The organism is Alcanivorax sp. HI0007, assembly GCF_001635525.1.
Classification (GTDB): Bacteria; Pseudomonadota; Gammaproteobacteria; order Pseudomonadales; family Alcanivoracaceae; genus Alcanivorax.
The window spans coordinates 1-19,752 of the sequence record NZ_LWEJ01000171.1 but is presented as its reverse complement, the minus strand read 5'-3'; the positions used below and the strand labels follow the sequence as shown (position 1 = coordinate 19,752).

Genomic DNA, 19,752 nt, shown 5'->3' with positions numbered 1-19,752 from the left:
TCAGAAAACCCGGTCCGCGCAGCTATTAATTATTCACTATTAATTATTAACTGTTTAGACTCCGCCCCGGATCGGTCAGACAGTCGCTGGCGGCGTAGCCGCTGGAGGAAAGTCCGGGCTCCACAGGGCAGGGTGCCAGGTAACGCCTGGGGGCCACACTGGTGACGGTGTGGCTACGGCTAGTGCCACAGAGAAGATACCGCCTGTTCCTTCCTCGTGTCGGAACCGGTAAGGGTGAAAAGGTGCGGTAAGAGCGCACCGCGCCGCTGGCAACAGTGGTGGCAGGGTAAACCCCACCCGGAGCAAGACCAAATAGGGATCCTATGGCGTGGCCCGCGCTGGATCCGGGTAGGTTGCTAGAGGTTTGTGGCGACGCAAGCCCCAGATGAATGACTGTCCACGACAGAACCCGGCTTATCGACCGATCCAATTTATTCAGTAACGATGCGCGAGTTGCGAGAAGCGAAACCCAGGACGGGTTTTGCCTTTCGTGACTCGTGGCTCGCTCCTCGTAATGCCTTATCTTCTTGATCCCGTTCGTTATCCCATCATGCGAAGACCTCAGACTTGCCGTGCTTGCAGCCTGGCAGGTTGGCGCAGATCAATCCCTCTGTCTCGACAATGACCAACATGTGCTGCGCTTTTCCGATCGGGTTGATGGCACTGGGGTGCGGCGTCGGCCTGCCGGGTCGTCAATCCTGTCGCTGGCCCGTGTCCGAAGAAGGCCTAATTATTTTGATGTTGAATATAAATAAAGTTATTAATAACTAATCCGTCTAACACTTAAAGTGCTTTCTCACTTGCGCGTTCCAGCGCTCTGATTCGTCTCGAAACTCCCTCCGTTCATCCCTTCGTTCATTCTCTGTGATACCGCTAACAGGCTGATTTGTCTGGAAATTCTTTTACGTTTGACCAGGTGCTCACGCTTGACTTGGTGTTCGCAGTGGCCCTAGAGTGTCCCAATGTGGTGAAAAGTGGGAAAAAGTGGGATTTTCTTGGCGGCCGGTGTCGCGAAGTGGGGCAACAAGAGCCCCGGGAAGGAACCAAACAATCGAGCATGAGGACGGCCAGTGTTTACTGGGAGCACATCACTCAATCTGGATGCCAAGGGGCGGCTCACCATGCCGACCCGCTATCGCGCTTCGTTAAACGAAGCCTGCGGCGGCCAGCTTGTGCTTACCCGTCACCCTTATGACGAATGTCTCGCGCTTTACCCCCGTGATGAATTTATGGAAACCGCCGGCAAGCTGTCTGCGCAGAGAGACTCCAGCCCGCAGGTACGCCAGTTGAAACGCCGTTTTCTTGGCCAGGCGGTTGAAATCGATATGGATAGCAATGGCCGGCTTCTGGTGCCGCCGGAGTTGCGGGCGGCGATCGGCCTGGAGAAGCAGGCCATGCTGATCGGTCAAATGCACCGTTTTGAAATCTGGAAAGCAGAAAGCTGGTTGGAAGAGGATGGCACCCTGGATCCGGATGCATTGCCGGAAAGCGTCCAGGAGCTGTCTTTCTGATGACCGACAAAGGCGCGCAGTACGAACACCAGCCAGTCATGCTGGAAGAGGTACTGGATATGTGGTTCAGCCGTGGTGATGGATTTTATGTCGACGGCACCTTCGGGCGAGGGGGTCACAGTCGTGCGCTGCTGGAAAAACTGGATCGCCAGGGCCGCTTGGCCGGTATCGATCGTGATCCCCAGGCTGTTGCCGCAGGCGAGCAGTTGGCGTCGGAAGATGATCGTTTCCGGATAATCGCCAACCGCTTTGACTGCCTGCCCGAGGTGGTGGCCGAAGCCGGGCGACCCATTGATGGGCTGTTGCTGGATCTGGGTGTGTCGTCACCGCAACTGGATGATGCCGCCCGTGGTTTCAGCTTCCTGCGAGACGGGCCGCTGGATATGCGCATGGATCCCACTCGAGGGGAAAGCGTGGCGCAGTGGCTGGCCCGGGCCGAGGAGCAGGACATCGCCAATGTGTTGTACCGCTACGGCGACGAGCGTAAGTCGCGGCGAATTGCCCGGCGGATCTGTGAGGAGCGGGTGGAGCAGCCGATCACACGTACCTTGCAGCTTGCTGATCTGATCGAATCGGCCATCGGCCGTGGTGAGCCGGGCAAACACCCGGCCACGCGCAGTTTTCAGGCGTTGAGAATACATATAAACGGGGAGCTGGATGCGCTGACCCAAGTGCTCGAACAGTCCCTGGAGACGCTCGCCATCGGCGGGCGTCTCGCCATTATCAGCTTCCATTCTCTGGAAGACCGGATCGTGAAGCTGTTCATTCGCGATCACTCCGGCCGGGCACCCAAGGGGCGCGGTGGTTTGCCGTTGGGCGATGAAATGCCGCAGCGGCTGGAGCCGGTTGGCAAGGCCATTCGCGCCAGCAAGGCCGAGTTGAAAGTGAACGTGCGCTCGCGCAGTGCGGTACTGCGAGTGGCGGAGAAGGTGGCATGAGTGCCCCCTGGCTGATCCGCACCCTGGTGGTGCTGATCGTGATCTCCGCGCTGGCAGTGAGTTACAGCGTTCACGAGGCCCGTCGACTCACCGACGAGAGCCAGAAATTACAGCAGCAGCAGACTCGACTGGAAAGCCAGTGGAGTCAGTTGCTGTTGGAGCACAGCACCTGGGGCAGCTATGCACGGGTGGAGCGCCTGGCTCGCGAGGAGCTGGGAATGAAATTACCGAAAACCGATGAGAGAGTGCTGATCCGGCCATGAAACGCCAGGCTCGCAAGACACGGCAACCCAATCACCAGATGCGCTGGCGCTTTGTGCTGGGTTTCTGGTTGGTGTGTGCCTGTGTGTTGGTGGTGCGGGCGGTGGATCTGCAAGTGCTGCAGCATGATTTCCTTGCGCATCAGGGGGATATTCGCAATCTGCGTGTAGAGCCATTGGCGGCGCACCGGGGCGTGATTCGGGATCGTGATGGGCGCCCTCTGGCGGTGAGTACACCGGTGGTGACGCTTTGGGCCAATCCCCGCGAAGCCCTGGAGAATCAGGAGCAATGGACCCGGCTGGCGGGAAACCCGGTGCTCAGCCAGCAGGAGTTTGCCCGCAAGGTCCGTCGGCACGAATCCCGGGAATTCATCTATCTTGGCCGTGGCCTGGCGCCGGAAGCGGCCAAGGCGGTGCTCGATCTGAATATCCCCGGCATCCATTCGCTGACCGAATACCGCCGTTACTACCCGGCGGGCGAAGTGACCAGCCATGTGGTGGGGTTCACCAACATCGATGATCAGGGCCAGGAGGGGGTCGAGCTGTCCCTGGAGTCTCACCTGTCCGGCCAGTCCGGTCGCAAGAAGGTGGTGCGTGATCTGCTGGGTCGGGTGATCCAGGATATTGAAGTGCTGGAGCCGGCCCAGCCCGGTGAAGATGTGACGTTGAGTATCGACCTGCGTCTTCAGTATCTGGCGTACCGGGAGCTGCTGGGTGCCGTGCAGCAATTCAAGGCCAAGGGCGGTAGCGCGGTGGTGCTGGATGTGCGCACCGGCGAAGTGCTGGCCATGGTGAACCAGCCCGCTTACAACCCCAATAATCGTGGCAACCTGGATACCGCCGCGCTGCGTAACCGGGCGGTGACCGACCTGTTTGAGCCCGGTTCCACCATGAAGCCCTTTACCGTGGCGGCGGCCATGGAGATGGGCATGGTCACCCCGTCCACGACCATTAATACCCACCCGGGCACCATGCGTGTGGGCAGCAAGACCATTCGTGATCACCGTGATTACGGGATCATTGATATCACCACCGTGCTCACCAAAAGCTCGAATATCGGCACCAGCAAATTGGCGCTGGCCATGGAGCCGCTGGCCTTGCCCACCTATCTGGAGCGTTTCGGGTTTGGCGAGGCGACCGCCATTGATTTTCCGGGTGAAAGCAATGGCATGCTGCCTTTGCGGAGCCACTGGCGGGACGTGGAGCGGGCCGCACTTTCCTATGGCTATGGTTTGAGTGTATCTGCGGTGCAGCTGGCACAGGCCTATGCGGTCATTGCCAATGATGGCGTCAAGGTGCCGTTGACCCTGAAGAAAGTGAAAGACAAACCCGCCGGGCAACAGGTGCTTGGCAAGCAGGTTGCCCGGCAGCTGGTGCAAATGCTGGAAACCGTGGTCAGCCAGGTGGGTACCGCCAGCCGCGCTCAAGTGCCGGGTTACCAGGTGGCCGGCAAAACCGGCACGGTGCACAAGGTGATTTCCGGTGGGTATGCGGATGACAGTTATATCGGTCTGTTTGCCGGCCTGGCGCCGGCCACGGATCCTCGTATTGTCACTGTGGTCGTCATCGATGACCCGCGTAGCGATGCCTACTATGGCGGCCTGGTCGCTGCACCGGCCTTTTCCCGCATCATGGGCGGGGTATTGCGGACCTTGCACGTGCCACCGGACAAGCCCGAAGGGCTGCTGGCCGGTGGCCCGGATACGGAGGATCGCTCATGATGCGCCTCCAGCAACTGCTCCCGGAGCACAACCTGCCTGCCCAAGTGGCAGGTCTTACCATTTCAGGTCTGCAGCTGGACAGCCGTCGGCTCCAGTCCGGTGAGGCGTTTGTGGCCGTGCCCGGTGTGACCAGCGATGGCCGTCATTTCATCAGCCAGGCTATCAGTGCCGGTGCCGCCGTGGTGCTGGCGGACGCGGAGACCTTTTCCGTGGACCTGCAGGAAACTGTGCCGCGCGTGAATCTGCCTGGGCTGGCCCGGGGGGTAGCGGATCTGGCCGCGCGCTGGTTCGGCGAGCCGGCCAGCCGCTTGCGCATCACCGGTGTGACCGGCACCAATGGCAAGACCAGCATTACCTGGTTCCTGCGCGATGCCCTGAACGCACTGGGTCACCGCTGTGCCCTGGTGGGCACCCTGGGGCTGGGGCTGAAAGGGCAGGAGCAGACCACGGGCCATACCACGCCGGACCCGATCACCCTGCAGGCCGGACTGGCAGCAGTCCGTGATGCCGGCGCCGATACCGTGGCCATGGAAATTTCTTCCCATGCCCTGGATCAGAACCGTCTCGGTGGCACCCTGGTCAGCACGGCGGTATTCAGCAATCTGAGCCGGGACCATCTCGATTACCACGGTGATATGGAATCCTACCTGGCCGCCAAGGCCATGCTGTTCACCCGAAAAGGGGTGCAGCTGGCAGTGATCAACTGTGATGATCCGGCGGCGCAGACCCTGATTGCCTGTCTGCCCAATGGCGTTCGATGCGTCACGTTCGGTAGCCAGCAGGGCGCTACCGTGCGCTGTGAGTCTCTGCAATACACGGCAGAAGGGATTACGGCCGAGCTTTTTGTTGGCGGCACGGTGGTGTCGTTGAGGCTGCCCCTGTTCGGTCATTTCAATCTCAGCAATGTCATGGCCGTGGCGGCCATCCTGCATGGCCAGGGTACGCCCGCCGAGGCGTTGAGTGGGGCGCTGGCTGCGATTACGCCCGTACCGGGGCGTATGGAACCGCTGCAGGCCGTCGGCTGTCCGACGGTGATCGTCGATTATGCCCATACCCCGGATGGGCTGGAAAAAGCCCTCCAGGCATGTCGGGATCATTTCCCTGGCCGCTTGTTCTGCGTGATCGGCTGTGGCGGCGACAGGGATGCCGGCAAGCGTCCGCAGATGGCAGCGGTGGCGGAAACGTTTGCCGATAGCGTGGTGCTGACCAGCGATAACCCGCGCAGCGAAGACCCGCAAACCATTATTGACCAGATGCGTGCCGGCCTGACCGATGCGCAGGCGGTCCACGAAAACGTGGATCGTGCCGCAGCGGTACAGGAAACCGTCCACCGTGCCCAGCCAGGGGATGTGATTCTGCTGGCTGGCAAGGGCCATGAGGATTATCAGGAAATTAACGGCGTGCGTTACCCCAGTGATGACAGAGACCTTGCCCGCCAGGCGCTGACCGCCCGGGGAGGTGCCTCATGATGTGGTTGTCGCAGATCGCCCAGTGGACCGGTGGCACCCTGATCGGGGAAGACCGCAAAGTGAATGCGGTGGTCACCGACACCCGTGACATGGAGCCGGGCTGCCTGTTTGTGGCGCTGAAGGGTGAGCGTTTCGATGCCCATGACTTTCTCGCCCAGGCTGCCGATAGCGGCGCCGTCGCTGCCCTGGTGGACCGGGAGCAGAATGACTTTGCCAGTGCCGTGCAGGTAGACGATACCCGCCTGGCGTTGGGGCGCCTGGCCAGCGGCTACGCGGATCAGTTTACCTCTGAGCGACTTGCCGTGACCGGCAATGCCGGCAAGACCACCGTCAAGGAAATGGCGGCGGCCATGCTGGGTGAGGGCACCTTGGCCACCCGTGGCAACTTCAACAATGACATCGGTGTGCCACTGACGTTGCTGCGTCTGTCCGGCGAGCACCGCTATGCGGTCATTGAGCTGGGCGCCAATGCCCCCGGTGAGATTGACTGGACCAGTTCCCTGGCCAAGCCGAAGGTGGTGCTGGTGACCAATGTGACCGGCGCCCACCTGGAAGGATTTGGTTCCATGCAGGGTATCGCCAACGCCAAGGCGGAGATCTTTGGCGGTTGCCAGGCTGGCGGTCAGGCGATCATCAACAATGACGACAGTTTTGCTGATTTCTTTGCCGCTGAGGCTGAAAAGGCGGGCCTCCGCCTGATTCGTGTTGGCAGTCAGGCGCCGGCAGATCTGTATGCGGAGCATATCCAGCTCCATCAGGACCGGGTGGAATTTGTGCTGCAGCCGTTGGGCGAAGCGGTGACCGTTCCCCTGCCCGGTGCCCATCAGGTCAGCAATGCCCTGCTGGCCTGTGCCGCCGTTCGTGCCCTGGGGGTGAACCTGGGCCAGGTCCTGCCACGGCTGTCACAGCTGAAACCGGTGCCCGGGCGCATGAATCTGCATGCCCTGGCCGGCGGTGTGCTGGTGGATGACACCTATAACGCCAACCCCGGCTCCGTGCGTGTTGCCATTGACTGGCTGGCGGCCCAGCCGGCGCCGCAGATGCTGGTGCTGGGCGTCCTGGGCGAACTGGGGCCGCAGGCGGAGCAACTGGTCGAAGAGCTGGGTGGCTATGCCCGCCAGGCGGGGATCAGTGACCTGGTGGTGATGACCGGCGCCAGTGCCGCCGCCAAAGGGTTTGGTGACGGTGCCATGACGGCAGAAAACGATCAGCAGGCGGCAAGCTGGAGTGCCCCGGTTCTGCAACAGGGTGGAACCGTGCTGGTAAAAGGCTCACGTAGCGCCGGTATGGAAGCGGTGGTGCAGCGACTGATCATGGGCGCAGGCCCGCAAAAACCGGAACAGGGGGCACACTGATGTTGCTTTGGCTGGCCGAGCTTCTGGCAGAATTTCATAGCGGTTTCCTGGTGGTGCAGTACATCACCCTGCGCGGCATTCTCAGCGTACTGACGGCCCTGTTTATCGCTTTCTGGGTGGGCCCGATCATGATCCGCAAGCTGCAGGAAAAGCAGGTGGGTCAGGCCATTCGAGATGATGGCCCGAAGAGCCATCTGAGCAAGGCTGGCACTCCCACCATGGGCGGGGCGCTGATCCTCATTGCCATCGTCATCTCCACCCTGCTGTGGGCCGACCTGAGCAACCGCTTTATCTGGATCACCCTGGGTGTGCTGTTCGTCTTCGGTGCCGTGGGCTGGGTGGATGACTGGCGCAAGGTGGTGGAAAAGAATCCCCGCGGCCTGCCGGCCCGCTGGAAATATCTGTGGTTGTCCGTGGGTGCGTTGGGGGCAGCCTTTGCCCTGTACTTCACGGCCCAGAGCCCGGTGGAAACCCAGTTGATCGTGCCCTTCTTCAAGAATGTGGTCATCAACATGGGCTGGTTCTACATCGTGCTGACCTATTTTGTGATCAACGGCACCAGCAACGCGGTGAATCTGACCGATGGCCTGGATGGTCTGGCGATCATGCCCGCGGTATTGGTGGGCGGTGCCCTGGGCATCTTCGCCTATGCCGGAGGGCATGCGGAATTCGCGCCGTATCTGCAGATTCCCTATGTGGCCGGTGCCGGTGAGCTGGTGATCATTTCCGCCGCCCTGTGTGGTGCCGGTCTCGGGTTTCTGTGGTTCAACGCCTATCCCGCCCAGGTATTCATGGGCGATGTGGGCGCGCTGGGCCTGGGCGCGGTGCTGGGTGTGATGGCGGTGATTGTCCGTCAGGAAATCGTGCTGTTCATCATGGGCGGGGTGTTCGTGATGGAAACCGTCTCGGTGATGTTGCAGGTGGGGTCGTTCAAGCTCACCGGCCGGCGGGTGTTCCGTATGGCGCCGATCCATCACCACTTTGAACTGAAAGGATGGCCGGAGCCGAAGATCATCGTGCGCTTCTGGATCATCACCGTAATTCTGGTCCTGGTGGGTCTGGCGACCCTGAAAATCCGATAGGGGATTGAGTTAATTTTATGGCGAAAGACGGGTTTGATCTGGTCATTGGCCTGGGAGTTTCCGGGCGTTCCGTGATCCGTTATCTGACGGACCAGGGGATGCCTGTGCGCGCCCTGGACACCCGTGCCGAGCCCGCCGGCCTGGAGGCGCTGCGCGCCGAATTCCCCAATGTGAAAATTCATACCGGCGGTTTCAAGTCCGGCTGGATGAACAATGCCCGTCGCCTGATCGTCAGCCCCGGCGTGGCCGTGGCCACACCAGCCATTGCCGAGCAGGTCGTTGCCGGCAAGGAAGTGATCGGTGATGTGGAGCTGTTTGCCCGGGCCGCCAGCGAGCCGCTGGTGGCAATTACCGGTTCCAATGCCAAGAGTACCGTGACGACCCTGCTGGGGCAGGTGGCGGATGCCTGTGGCATGAATCCGGGCATTGGCGGCAATCTGGGCGTGCCAGCCCTGGAACTGCTGGACGACAAGGCCCGCCTGTATGTGCTGGAGCTGTCCAGTTTCCAGCTGGAAACCACCTACAGCCTGAGTGCGGAAGTGGCCACCATCCTCAATGTGTCCCAGGACCATCTGGATCGTTACGCCAGCTTTGCCGATTACGTGGCCGCCAAGCAGCGCATCTACGATGGCTGCCAGGTGGCAGTGTGGAACCGGGATGATCTGGCCACTCGCCCTCCTGCCGGGGTGGCGCGGCAGGTGACCTTCGGGGCTCACCCGGAGGCGGACTACCGGCTGGATAGTGAAACCGGGCAGCTGCTGTATCGGGGCGATACCCTGTTGTCCCTGTCCGAGCTGGCACTTACCGGCCATCACAACGCCATGAATATTCTCGCCGTGCTGGCGATCAGCGATGCCCTGTCCCTGAACCGGGACAAGGCCCTGGCCACCGTGAAAGCCTTTACCGGTCTGCCGCACCGTTGCCAGCTGGTGGCTGAAGCAGGGGGCGTGCGCTGGTTCAACGATTCCAAGGCCACCAACGTGGGAGCTACCCTGGCGGCCCTGACGGGGATCGGTGAAAGCATTGAAGGCAAGGTGATCCTGATCGCCGGTGGTCAGGGCAAGGGGCAGGATTTCTCGCCGCTGGCGGAGCCGGCGCGACAGTACCTCCGTGCCGGTCTGTTGATGGGCGAAGATCGCAGCACCCTGGCCCAGGGCATGTCGGCGGCACCCTGTGAATTGGTGGCCGACATGCAGGCCGCGGTGACCCGGGCCCATGCCCTGGCACAGCCCGGTGATGCGGTGCTGTTGTCTCCGGCGTGCGCCTCTTTTGACATGTATTCCAGCTTTGTTGCCCGTGGCGATGATTTTTCCGCCCGGGCCCGGGAGGTGTGCCATGACTGAGCGCATGATCCTCAAGCTGGATAACCGGGGTCTGGACAAGCCCCTGATGTGGACGGCCATCCTGCTGGCTCTGGCTGGCCTGGTAATGGTTTCCTCGGCCAGCCTGCAGATCGCTGAAACCCGGCTGGGCGATCCGTTCTACTACGCCCTGCGTCATGGCATCTACCTGGTACTGGGCCTGGGGGCCGGGGCGTTTGTCTATTTCGCGGTACCGCTGGCGCTGCTGGAACGGCTCCGTTTCCTGATGCTGCCGGTGGCTCTGGTGGTGCTGGTGATGGTGTTTATTCCCGGGCTGGGACGGACCGTGAATGGTTCCACCCGCTGGATTGCCCTGCCGGGCCTGACCATTCAGGCCTCGGAAATCGTCAAACTGTGCTTTGTATTGTATCTGGCAGGCTATATCGCCCAGCGCAAGGCGGCGCTGGAAACCGAGTGGAAAGCCTTCCTGCTGCCGTTGGCGTTGCTGGGCGTGTTGACCGTGCTGCTGCTGCTGGAGCCGGACTTCGGGGCTGTGGTGGTGCTGGGTATCACCGCCATGGGCATGCTGTTTCTTTCCGGTGTGCCGACTCTGCGCTTCCTGCTGATCGGCCTGGCTGCGGTGGCACTGGGTGCGCTGGTAGCGTTTGCCGAGCCCTACCGGGTGGCACGTCTGATGACCTTCACCGATCCCTGGGCAGATCAATACGGTTCAGGGTACCAGCTGACCCAGAGCCTGATTGCCTTTGGCCGCGGTCACTGGAGCGGTGTGGGCCTGGGCAACAGTGTGCAGAAGCTGTTCTATCTGCCGGAAGCCCATACGGATTTTGTTTACGCCGTGATGGCAGAAGAGCTGGGGCTGCTGGGCAATCTTGCTCTGATCGGCGGCTTCGTGCTGCTGGGCTGGCGCGTGTTCCGGCTGGGGCACAGCCTGGAAACCCGTGGTCTGCTGTATCACGCCTATGTGGTCTACGGTTGCGCCTTTGTCATGTGCTCCCAGGTGTTCATTAATCTGGGCGTGAATATGGGGCTGCTGCCCACCAAGGGCCTGACCTTGCCGTTTATCAGTTATGGCGGTTCATCACTGTTGATCTTCTCCGCCATGGTGGGCTTGATCCTGCGCGCCGGGTCAGAAGCCGAGCAGCTGAAAGCGAGAGGGAGGGCGGCACGATGAGTGGCACCATCCTGATCATGGCAGGCGGCACCGGTGGGCATGTGTTCCCGGCACTGGCAGTGGCGGATCAACTCCGTGAGCGCGGTTTCCGGATCCTCTGGCTGGGCGCCGAGAACGGTATGGAAGGCAAGCTGGTGCGCCAGTACGGCTACGAGATTGCCGAACTGGCCGTCTCCCGGCTGCGTGGTGGCGGGCTCAAGCGCAAGCTTACCGCGCCGTTCAATCTGCTGCGTGCGGTCTGGCAGGCGCGCAACCTGATCAGCCAGCGTCAGCCCCTGCTGGCGGTGGGCTTTGGCGGTTTTGCCAGCGGCCCGGGTGGCCTGGCTGCGCGCCTGTGCAAGGTGCCGGTGGTGGTCCACGAACAAAATGCGGTGCCGGGGCTGACCAACCGGCTGTTGTCGAAAATGGCCACCGTCACCCTGGAGGGTTTCCAGGGAGCGTTCGGCTCCCAGAGCGCCTGCTGGGTGGGCAATCCGGTACGCGCCGAGATTGCCAATCTGGACGACCCGGCCCGTCGCTATGCCCAGCATCAGGGTGGCTTGCGGGTGTTGGTTCTGGGCGGCAGCCAGGGGGCCCTGGTGCTGAATCAGGATCTGCCGGAACTGCTGCTGGCCGTGCTGGGCCGGGAAATTCAGGTGCGTCACCAATGCGGTGCCGGTCGCACCGGGGAAGCCGCGCCGATTTACCAGGCGCTGGGCATGCAGGCCCGGGTGAGTGAATTTATTGACGACATGGCGGAAGCCTATGGCTGGGCGGATCTGGTGATCTGCCGGGCCGGGGCGCTGACCGTGGCGGAAGTAGCGGCTGCCGGTGTGGCGGCCCTGTTCGTGCCGCTGCCCAGTGCGGTGGATGATCATCAGACATTGAATGCCCGCTGGCTGTCAGACCGGGGCGCGGCCCTGTTGTTGCCCCAGCGGGACATGAGTGCCGCCAGCCTGGCGGGCACATTGAAACCGGTTGCAGAACGCGGGTTGCTGGCGCAAATGGCGCAGCGGGCTCGCGAGCAGGCCGTGGCCGACAGCGCCGAGCGCGCGGCCACGCTGTGTGAGGAGGTGGCCAATGGCCGATAACGACAACATCCATATCGTCCCCGAGATGCGGCGCATCAGCGGTATCCACTTTGTGGGTATCGGCGGTGTGGGCATGTGTGGCATCGCCGAGGTGCTGGCCAATCAGGGCTATGCCATCAGCGGTAGCGACATCAAGGAATCGGCGGTCGTAGAGCGCCTGCGTGGCCTGGGTGTGCGGGTGGAAATCGGTCACCGGGCAGAAAATATCGATGGCGCTGACGTGGTGGTAACGTCCACGGCGGTGACCACGGAAAACGAGGAAGTGGCGGAAGCCCATGCCCGCCGGATTCCGGTGGTGCCGCGGGCCCAGATGCTGGCTGAGCTGATGCGCTTCCGTCACGGCATCGCCGTGGCCGGGACCCACGGCAAGACCACGACGACGTCCATGACCGCGGCCATCATGGCAGAGGCGGGTATGGACCCCACCTTCGTGATTGGCGGACGACTGAACAGCGCCGGCACCAATGCGCGCCTGGGGCAGAGTCGTTATCTGGTGGCGGAAGCGGATGAATCCGACGCCAGCTTCCTGCACCTGCAGCCCATGAGTGCCATCGTGACCAATATCGAAGCGGATCACATGCACACCTACGGCGGGGACTTTGCCCAGCTGGAGAACACCTTTATCGAGTTCCTGCACAACCTGCCGTTTTACGGTGTGGCAGTCATGTGCGTGGATGACCCGGTGGTGCGCAAGCTGCTGCCACGGGTGAACCGTCAGGTGATCCGCTACGGCTTCAGTGACGATGCGGATCTGCGTGCGGAGAACGTGCAGCAACAGGGTATGACCACGTCTTTCCGGGTGATCCGCAAGGAAGGTGAGCCGCTGGATGTGGTGCTGCACATGCCCGGCAAGCACAACGTGCTCAATGCCCTGGCCGCCATTGCCGTGGCCGCCGATGAAGGCGCCAGCGATGAGGCCATCATTCGCGGCCTGAATAACTTTACCGGTGTTGGCCGTCGCTTTGATGTGCAAGGCGAATATCACTTCGACGGTGGCAGCGCGACCCTGGTGGATGACTATGGTCACCACCCCAGCGAAGTGGCTGTCACCATCGATGCCATCCGTGCCGGCTGGCCGGGTCGTCGTCTGGCCATGCTGTTCCAGCCCCACCGTTATACCCGTACCCAGGATCTTTACGAAGATTTCGTGGATGTGCTCTCCGGGGTGGATGTGTTGCTGATGCTGGAAGTGTATGGCGCCGGCGAAGACCCGATCCCCGGGGCCGATGCTCGCGCCCTGTGCCGCAGCATCCGCAAGCGTGGGCGAGTGGAGCCCGTATTCGTGGATGATCCGGCCAAGCTGGCCGATATTCTGGCCACCCAACTGCAGGACGGTGATCTGCTGGTGACCCAGGGCGCCGGCAATGTGGGAGCCATTGCAAAAGAACTGGCTGAACAGGGAGGCGCCAAGCGTGGATAAGGTGCTGCTGAAGAAGCAACTGGCCAGCGTTGGCCGGGTAGCGGTACTGGCCGGCGGCAATTCCGCCGAGCGCCCCGTGTCACTGAAAAGTGGTGCGGCGGTCCATCAGGCGCTGCGCAATCTGGGGCTGATCGCCGAGCTGGTGGACCCGGCACACAAGAGCGTGGATACCCTGAAAGGGTTTGATGCGGCCTTTATCGCCCTGCATGGCCGGGGCGGCGAAGACGGCGTTATCCAGGGCGTCCTGGAACACCTGGGCATTCCCTATACCGGTTCCGGGGTGATGGCCTCCGCCATCGGCATGGACAAGGTACGCACGAAACAACTGTGGAAAGGCGCCGGCTTGCCAACCCCGGCGTTTTATGTGGCCGGCCGTAATGATATGGACCTGGGCTTTCCGCTGATGATCAAGCCGGCCCATGAGGGCTCGTCCATTGGCATGGCCAAGGCGGATAACGCCGAGCAGCTGGCTCAGGCCCTGAAAGAAGCGGAAAAGTTTGATTCCGATGTGCTGGTGGAAGCCTGGGTGAACGGCCCGGAATACACCGTGGCCATCCTGGGCGACGAGCCGTTACCGGCGATTCGCCTGAAGACACCCAATGCGTTTTATGACTTTGAAGCCAAGTACCAGTCCAACAGCACTGAATATCTGTGCCCGGCGGGGTTGGATGAGGCCGATGAGCAGGCCCTGCGCCAACTGGCTCTGACCGCCTTCCGGGTGGCGGGCTGCCGGGGCTGGGGCCGGGTGGATGTGATGCGTGACGAGCAGGGACACTGGCAGTTGCTGGAAGTGAACACGGTACCGGGAATGACCGATCACTCCCTGGTACCCATGGCAGCCAAGGCCGCCGGGCGGGATTTCGACACCCTGGTGGGGGAAATCCTGCTGGATGCGCTGGAACGGAGTGATGGCTAAGCAGGCCGCGACCCCGCGCGGGGCCCGCCGCAAGCCGGTGAAGAAAGCCGGCGTACCGCTCAACGAGCGGGTGGCGGCAGCGGTGCCCTGGATGCTGGTGGGAACGGTGGCGGCGGTGTTGCTGGTCGGTGTGATCTATCTGCCGGCGGCACTGGATGGTTATCCGGTGCGCAAGGTGGGAGTGGATGGTGTCACCGATGTGCGCCGTCAGCAGCAGATCCAGACCGCCCTGGCGGCGCTGGTTCGCGACGAAAATTATTTTTCCGTGCCGCTTGAGGAAATCTATCAGCAGGCACAGGGCCTGAGCTGGGTGGAACGGGTTTCCGTTCGCCGGCAGTGGCCCGACACCGTGGTGTTGACCGTGGAAGAGCGGCGCCCGGTGGCGGTGTGGAATGACACCGTGCTGATCTCGGACAGCGGCGAGCCGTTCAAGGCGCTCAAGCAGTACGACCTGGCCGGATTGCCGCGGCTGAGCGGGCCGCAGCAGCGGCTGGAAGAAGTGATGGGGTTCTATCACAGCATGGGCAAGATGCTGGCAGATGTGGACCTGGGTATTCGCAGCATGGAGGTCAACGCGCGACTGACCGCGCGACTGACCCTGAACAACGATATGCAGCTGGTGGTAGACCGTGAAGCGTACACCAGCAAATTGCGCCGCTTTGTGCGGCTCTATCGCGGTGTGCTGAGCACGGACAGCCGCCGGGTAACCCGGGTCGACCTGCGTTATGCCGATGGCATGGCGGTGACCTGGGGCGAGCAAAGCTAGTTTTAGGAGAATGGATGACATGGCAAACGCATCAGAAAACATGATTGTCGGACTCGACATTGGCACCTCCAAGGTGGTGGCCATCGTCGGTCAGTCATCCGCCGATGGCACCATGGAAATCGTCGGTATCGGCTCCCAGCCGTCCCGGGGGATGAAGAAGGGTGTGGTGGTGGATATCGAAGCCACCGTGCGCTCCATCCAGCGGGCGGTGGAAGAGGCCGAGCTGATGGCTGGCTGCCACATTCATACGGTGTATGCGGGCATCGCCGGTTCCCATGTGCGCAGCCTCAATTCCCACGGCATCGTCGCCATCCGCGACCGGGAAGTGGCTCAGGCAGATATCGACCGGGTGATTGACGCGGCCCAGGCCGTGGCGATCCCAGCGGATCAGAAAACCCTGCATGTGCTGCCCCAGGAATATGTGGTGGACAACCAGGAAGGGGTGCGTGAGCCCATCGGCATGAGCGGTGTGCGCCTGGAGGCCAAGGTGCACCTGGTGACCTGCGCCGTGAACGCCGCCCAGAACATCGAGAAATGTGTGCGCCGCTGCAACCTGGAGGTCGATGACATCATCCTAGAGCAGTTAGCGAGTGCTCACGCCGTTCTCACTGAAGACGAGCGTGAACTGGGTGTCTGCATCGTGGATATCGGTGGCGGGACCACGGATATCGCCATCTTCACCGAAGGGGCCATCCGTCACACCGCCAACATTCCCATTGCCGGGGACCAGGTGACCAACGATATCGCCATGGCCCTGCGGACCCCCAAGCAGCACGCGGACGAAATCAAGATCAAGTACGCCTGCGCGCTGACCCAGCTGGCCGGTGCGGACGAAACCATCAAGGTGCCCAGCGTGGGCGACCGGCCGCCCCGTACCCTCAGCCGCCAGAATCTGGCCGAGGTGGTAGAGCCTCGCTACGACGAACTGTTCACCCTCATCCAGGCCGAGCTGCGTCGCTCCGGCTTCGAGGACTTGATTCCCGGGGGCATCGTGCTCACCGGGGGCTCCTCCAAGATCGAGGGTGCGGTGGATCTGGCTGAAGAAATCTTTCACATGCCGGTGCGTCTGGGGTCCCCGCAGGGTATCTCCGGCCTCACCGACGTGGTCAGGAACCCGATCTATTCCACCGCGGTGGGCCTGCTGCTGTATGGCCAGCGCATGGAAAAAGACGGTACCAGTGCCCGCGCCCTTGCCGGTGGCGGGGAAGTGAACTGGGTAGAGCGTTTCAAAAACTGGTTCAAGGGCAACTTCTAGTTTCTCGGGCCGGTTAGCAGTTTTAGCGGAAGCGGCAGTTCCGGGCCGCGGCAACATCACCGGGACAATTCGACGTTAAATAACGTTCAAAGTAGTAACAGGGAAGCAATAACGGGAGATCAACCATGCAATTCAAACTGGAAGACAGCGTACCGCATGGCGCGGTCATTAAAGTGGTAGGTGTCGGTGGTGGCGGCGGTAACGCCGTGGATCACATGGTGCGTTCCGGTGTGGAAGGGGTGGATTTTATCTGCGCCAACACCGACGCCCAGGCACTGCGAAATGCCTCCTCCAAAACCGTGATTCAGCTGGGCAGCCAGGTGACCAAGGGGTTGGGTGCAGGCGCAAACCCGGAAATCGGTCGTCAGTCCGCCATGGAAGACCGTGACCGCATCGCCGAGCTGCTGGACGGTGCCGATATGGTATTCGTTACCGCCGGCATGGGCGGTGGCACCGGCACCGGTGCGGCACCGGTGGTGGCAGAAATCGCCAAGGAGCTGGGTATCCTGACCGTGGCGGTGGTGACCAAGCCGTTCCCCTTCGAGGGCAAAAAGCGCATGCGCTCCGCCCAGGAAGGTATCGAGGAGCTGAAAGAGCACGTTCACTCCCTGATCACCATTCCCAACGAGAAGCTGCAAGCGGTGCTCGGTGGTTCCACCAGCCTGCTGGATGCGTTCAAGGCGGCCAACGAAGTGCTGCAGGGGGCCGTAAAAGGGATTGCCGATCTGATCGTTCGCCCGGGCATGATCAACGTGGATTTCGCTGACGTGCGCACCGTGATGAGCGAAATGGGTACCGCCATGATGGGTACCGGTACCGCCAGCGGCGAAGGCCGGGCGGCAGAAGCGGCCCAGGCAGCCATTTCCAGCCCGTTGCTGGAAGATGTGGACCTGCGTGGCGCCCGCGGTATCCTGATCAATATCACCGCCAACGAGTCCATCGCCCTGGACGAGTTCTCTGAAGTGGGTGACATTGTCAGCGAGCTGGCCAGCGATGATGCCAACGTGATCATTGGTACTGCCATCGACCCGGATATGGGTGACAACATCAGCGTCACCGTGGTGGCCACCGGCCTGGGTGCTGCCCAGCAGGAACTAAAAGTGGTACGCGGTCGTCAGACCCCCGTTACCGCGGATGGCCGGGTGGACTACAGCGACCTGGATCGCCCCGCCGTGGAGCGCAAACGCGCTGCCCAGCAGGCGGCCAGTGGCCGCGGTCAGCAGGCGGTGAACACCGCGGAAGATCTGGATTTCATTGATATCCCGACCTTCCTCCGTCGTCAGGCCGACTAACGGTCTGGCGGCCGGGTTGGCCGTAAAGGTGCAAAATCTGGGCATTGCAGTATAATTCGGCCCTAATTTTGTGTTGAGGAAAGCGGTATCCTGCAGGATACCCGCAGCTGTGTGACAGACTGATGATCAGACAACGAACGCTGAAAAACGTGATCCGCGCCACCGGCGTGGGGCTTCACACCGGCGAAAAGGTCTACATGACCGTGCGCCCGGCACCCGTGAATACCGGTATCGTATTCCGGCGTGTGGACCTGGACCCGGTGGTGGAGATCAAGGCGTCAGCCGATGCGGTCCGTGAGACCACCCTGTCGTCGACCCTGGTTCAGGACGGCGTCAAGGTTGGTACCGTGGAGCATTTCCTGTCCGCCATGGCCGGGCTCGGCATCGACAACGCTTTCGTGGAGCTGTCTGCGCCGGAAATGCCGATTATGGATGGCAGTGCCGGTCCTTTCGTGTTCCTGCTGCAGTCTGCCGGCATCAAGGAGCAGGAAGCGGCCAAGAAGTTCATCCGCATCAAGAAGGAAGTGACGGTGCGTGAGGGCGACAAGTCTGCGACTTTTGTCCCCTTTGATGGCTTCAAGGTGACCTTCTCCATCGAATTCGATCACCCGGTGTTTGAAGAGCGCAACCAGGTGTCCAGCATCGATTTCTCCACGACCTCGTTCGTGAAGGAAGTGGCGCGGGCCCGGACGTTCGGCTTCATGCGCGATATCGAGTTCCTGCGCAGCCAGAATCTGGCGCTGGGCGGCAGTGTCGATAACGCCATCGTGGTGGATGAGTATCGCATCCTCAACGAGGACGGGTTGCGTTACGAGGACGAATTCGTCAAGCACAAGATGCTGGATGCCATCGGTGACCTGTATCTGCTGGGTCATAGCCTGATCGGCGAGTTCATTGGTCACAAGTCAGGTCATGCCCTCAACAATGCCTTGCTGCGCGAGATTCTCCGTCAGGAGGACTCTTACGAGGTGGTGACCTTTGAAGATGCCACCGACGCCCCGGTATCCTACATGCGACCGGTGTTGGCGGCGGCGGAGTAGTCATACTCGGCAGTACCGTACAAACGTCGAAAAACCCTGTTGCCACCCGGCGGTTCTCCCGCCGCCGGGTGGTTTTTCGTTTAAGGGACACGGGATTTATTCGGATTCACCCCGGCTGGCCAGCCGTTGCAAGGAGGCCTTGAGGCCCTCGTCCTCAATGCTGTCCGCTAGATCCGCAATTTGCCTGGCGCTTTCCCTGGCCAATCTGGGCTTGTCCTGTTGATTGGCACGAACATTGCTGCTTTGCATCTGGCGTTTGCCGCCGACCATGATCTTGATCTGCTGGCCGGGCAACGCCTGTTGTAGCTTCGGTAAATGAAAGCGCAGCAGCTGTGCGGTGGCGCTGGTTTCGGCAATGGCCAGCCAGCGCAGACTGTCTTCCACCAGGGTGACACGCTCACGCAGGGCCGGCGGCAGGCAGTCCAGAGGGTCTGCCATAGCAGGAGTCTGCGAGTCATCACTGGCCGCTTTCCGGGCCTCCCGGGTCAGGCGGGAGAGGGTCGGGTTACCACTCAGCAGAGCGAGCAGGGCTTTGGGAGAAGTTGTCTTGCTCATGGGTTTTACTTAGACTAGCCTGCAATTGTAAAAAATAATCAAGAAAACCAGTGCAACTATTTGAATTATTTCATTTTTAGTCGGTGCGTTACACGAATCTATGAATATCTTAGTCATTAACAGCAAGCGTGGCCATTCGCGAACACTGCCGGTACCCCGTCATTGGCCCTGGTTGCTGGCTGCTGTGCTGTGTTGGTGGTCGTGCCGCTGCTCTCGGGCGTTGGCGGTTACCTGCTGGTATCGCAACTCAGCGAGCAACCTGAGTATACGCCAGTAATGACCGAACGTTTCTCCACCCATCTGGAGGAACAGCAGAAAGCCCTGGAATCGCTGGATCGTCTCAGCCAGGAACAATTCCGGGCGCTGACCCTGAAACTGGCCCAGGCCCAGGCCCGCCTGGTGCGACTGGATGCGTTGGGCGAGCGGCTGGTGGAAGTGGCGGATATTGATGGCGATGAATTTGATTTCAGCACCGTACCAGGGCTGGGTGGGCCGGAAGGCTCGGAAGAGGGTGCCAGCTACGAATTGCCGTCTTTTATGGAAGCCGTGAACCAGATGGCGGAGACCCTGGAACGTCGGGAGCGTCAGCTGGAAATTCTCGAAAACCTG

At 61.5% G+C, this 19,752-nt stretch carries 17 protein-coding genes, 1 other RNA gene and 1 pseudogene; 18 read left to right on the top strand and 1 reads right to left on the bottom strand.

The features are described 5' to 3' along the window. The first annotated feature begins 67 nt into the window (after positions 1–67). The 17 genes from rnpB to lpxC all read left to right on the top strand — a co-directional run bounded on the left by rnpB (position 68) and on the right by lpxC (position 18,588). Positions 68–433, top strand: an RNA gene (gene rnpB, locus A3714_RS09390) — RNase P RNA component class A. A gap of 637 nt (positions 434–1,070) precedes the next feature. Continuing rightward, positions 1,071–1,511, top strand: a complete 441-nt coding sequence (gene mraZ, locus A3714_RS09385) for a division/cell wall cluster transcriptional repressor MraZ (RefSeq protein ID WP_035248027.1) — start codon at positions 1,071–1,073, stop codon at positions 1,509–1,511. Continuing rightward, positions 1,511–2,449 (top strand): 16S rRNA (cytosine(1402)-N(4))-methyltransferase RsmH, encoded by a 939-nt coding sequence (gene rsmH / locus A3714_RS09380; RefSeq protein WP_063508878.1) that lies wholly within the window; start codon positions 1,511–1,513, stop codon positions 2,447–2,449. Before mraZ ends, rsmH begins: the two co-directional genes overlap by 1 nt. Further along, positions 2,446–2,712, top strand: coding sequence for a cell division protein FtsL (gene ftsL / locus A3714_RS09375; protein ID WP_062816718.1), 267 nt, complete (start codon positions 2,446–2,448; stop codon positions 2,710–2,712). The genes rsmH and ftsL overlap by 4 nt, the downstream gene beginning before the upstream one ends. Further along, positions 2,709–4,430, top strand: coding sequence for a penicillin-binding protein 2 (locus A3714_RS09370; protein ID WP_062816719.1), 1,722 nt, complete (start codon positions 2,709–2,711; stop codon positions 4,428–4,430). The genes ftsL and A3714_RS09370 overlap by 4 nt, the downstream gene beginning before the upstream one ends. After that, on the top strand, positions 4,427–5,899 hold the full coding sequence (locus tag A3714_RS09365; RefSeq protein WP_063508879.1) for a UDP-N-acetylmuramoyl-L-alanyl-D-glutamate--2,6-diaminopimelate ligase: 1,473 nt from the start codon (positions 4,427–4,429) through the stop codon (positions 5,897–5,899). The genes A3714_RS09370 and A3714_RS09365 overlap by 4 nt, the downstream gene beginning before the upstream one ends. Continuing rightward, positions 5,896–7,254: a UDP-N-acetylmuramoyl-tripeptide--D-alanyl-D-alanine ligase gene (gene murF, locus A3714_RS09360; RefSeq protein WP_063508880.1), complete on the top strand. Its 1,359-nt coding sequence runs from the start codon at positions 5,896–5,898 to the stop codon at positions 7,252–7,254. The genes A3714_RS09365 and murF overlap by 4 nt, the downstream gene beginning before the upstream one ends. Further along, the gene (mraY, locus tag A3714_RS09355) at positions 7,254–8,336 is read left to right on the top strand and encodes a phospho-N-acetylmuramoyl-pentapeptide-transferase (RefSeq protein WP_062816722.1); all 1,083 of its coding nucleotides are present in this window, start codon (positions 7,254–7,256) and stop codon (positions 8,334–8,336) included. The genes murF and mraY overlap by 1 nt, the downstream gene beginning before the upstream one ends. Before the next feature lie 17 nt (positions 8,337–8,353). Continuing rightward, positions 8,354–9,679 (top strand): UDP-N-acetylmuramoyl-L-alanine--D-glutamate ligase, encoded by a 1,326-nt coding sequence (gene murD / locus A3714_RS09350; RefSeq protein ID WP_063508881.1) that lies wholly within the window; start codon positions 8,354–8,356, stop codon positions 9,677–9,679. After that, positions 9,672–10,829: a putative lipid II flippase FtsW gene (ftsW, locus tag A3714_RS09345; protein ID WP_063525728.1), complete on the top strand. Its 1,158-nt coding sequence runs from the start codon at positions 9,672–9,674 to the stop codon at positions 10,827–10,829. The genes murD and ftsW overlap by 8 nt, the downstream gene beginning before the upstream one ends. Further along, positions 10,826–11,899 carry an undecaprenyldiphospho-muramoylpentapeptide beta-N-acetylglucosaminyltransferase gene (murG, locus tag A3714_RS09340; RefSeq protein WP_063509387.1) on the top strand — a complete coding sequence of 358 codons (1,074 nt, stop codon included), beginning with the start codon at positions 10,826–10,828 and terminating at the stop codon, positions 11,897–11,899. The genes ftsW and murG overlap by 4 nt, the downstream gene beginning before the upstream one ends. Next, the gene (gene murC / locus A3714_RS09335; RefSeq protein WP_063509388.1) at positions 11,889–13,319 is read left to right on the top strand and encodes a UDP-N-acetylmuramate--L-alanine ligase; all 1,431 of its coding nucleotides are present in this window, start codon (positions 11,889–11,891) and stop codon (positions 13,317–13,319) included. Before murG ends, murC begins: the two co-directional genes overlap by 11 nt. Continuing rightward, positions 13,312–14,235, top strand: a complete 924-nt coding sequence (locus tag A3714_RS09330; RefSeq protein ID WP_063509389.1) for a D-alanine--D-alanine ligase — start codon at positions 13,312–13,314, stop codon at positions 14,233–14,235. The genes murC and A3714_RS09330 overlap by 8 nt, the downstream gene beginning before the upstream one ends. Beyond that, a complete protein-coding gene (locus tag A3714_RS09325; protein ID WP_063509390.1) occupies positions 14,228–15,001 on the top strand; it encodes a cell division protein FtsQ/DivIB in 774 nt (257 codons plus the stop codon). The genes A3714_RS09330 and A3714_RS09325 overlap by 8 nt, the downstream gene beginning before the upstream one ends. Before the next feature lie 19 nt (positions 15,002–15,020). Further along, the gene (gene ftsA, locus A3714_RS09320) at positions 15,021–16,256 is read left to right on the top strand and encodes a cell division protein FtsA (RefSeq protein WP_062816838.1); all 1,236 of its coding nucleotides are present in this window, start codon (positions 15,021–15,023) and stop codon (positions 16,254–16,256) included. Positions 16,257–16,381: 125 nt separating this feature from the next. Beyond that, a complete protein-coding gene (gene ftsZ, locus A3714_RS09315; RefSeq protein ID WP_063509391.1) occupies positions 16,382–17,548 on the top strand; it encodes a cell division protein FtsZ in 1,167 nt (388 codons plus the stop codon). 122 nt (positions 17,549–17,670) lie between these two features. Continuing rightward, positions 17,671–18,588 carry a UDP-3-O-acyl-N-acetylglucosamine deacetylase gene (gene lpxC / locus A3714_RS09310; RefSeq protein ID WP_062816730.1) on the top strand — a complete coding sequence of 306 codons (918 nt, stop codon included), beginning with the start codon at positions 17,671–17,673 and terminating at the stop codon, positions 18,586–18,588. 96 nt (positions 18,589–18,684) lie between these two features. Here lpxC and A3714_RS09305 read toward each other — a convergent pair whose 3' ends face one another. After that, positions 18,685–19,143 (bottom strand): hypothetical protein, encoded by a 459-nt coding sequence (locus A3714_RS09305; RefSeq protein ID WP_063509392.1) that lies wholly within the window; start codon positions 19,141–19,143, stop codon positions 18,685–18,687. 162 nt (positions 19,144–19,305) lie between these two features. Here A3714_RS09305 and A3714_RS09300 point away from each other — a divergent pair. Beyond that, positions 19,306–19,752, top strand: a pseudogene (locus tag A3714_RS09300) (hypothetical protein); the annotation flags it as partial.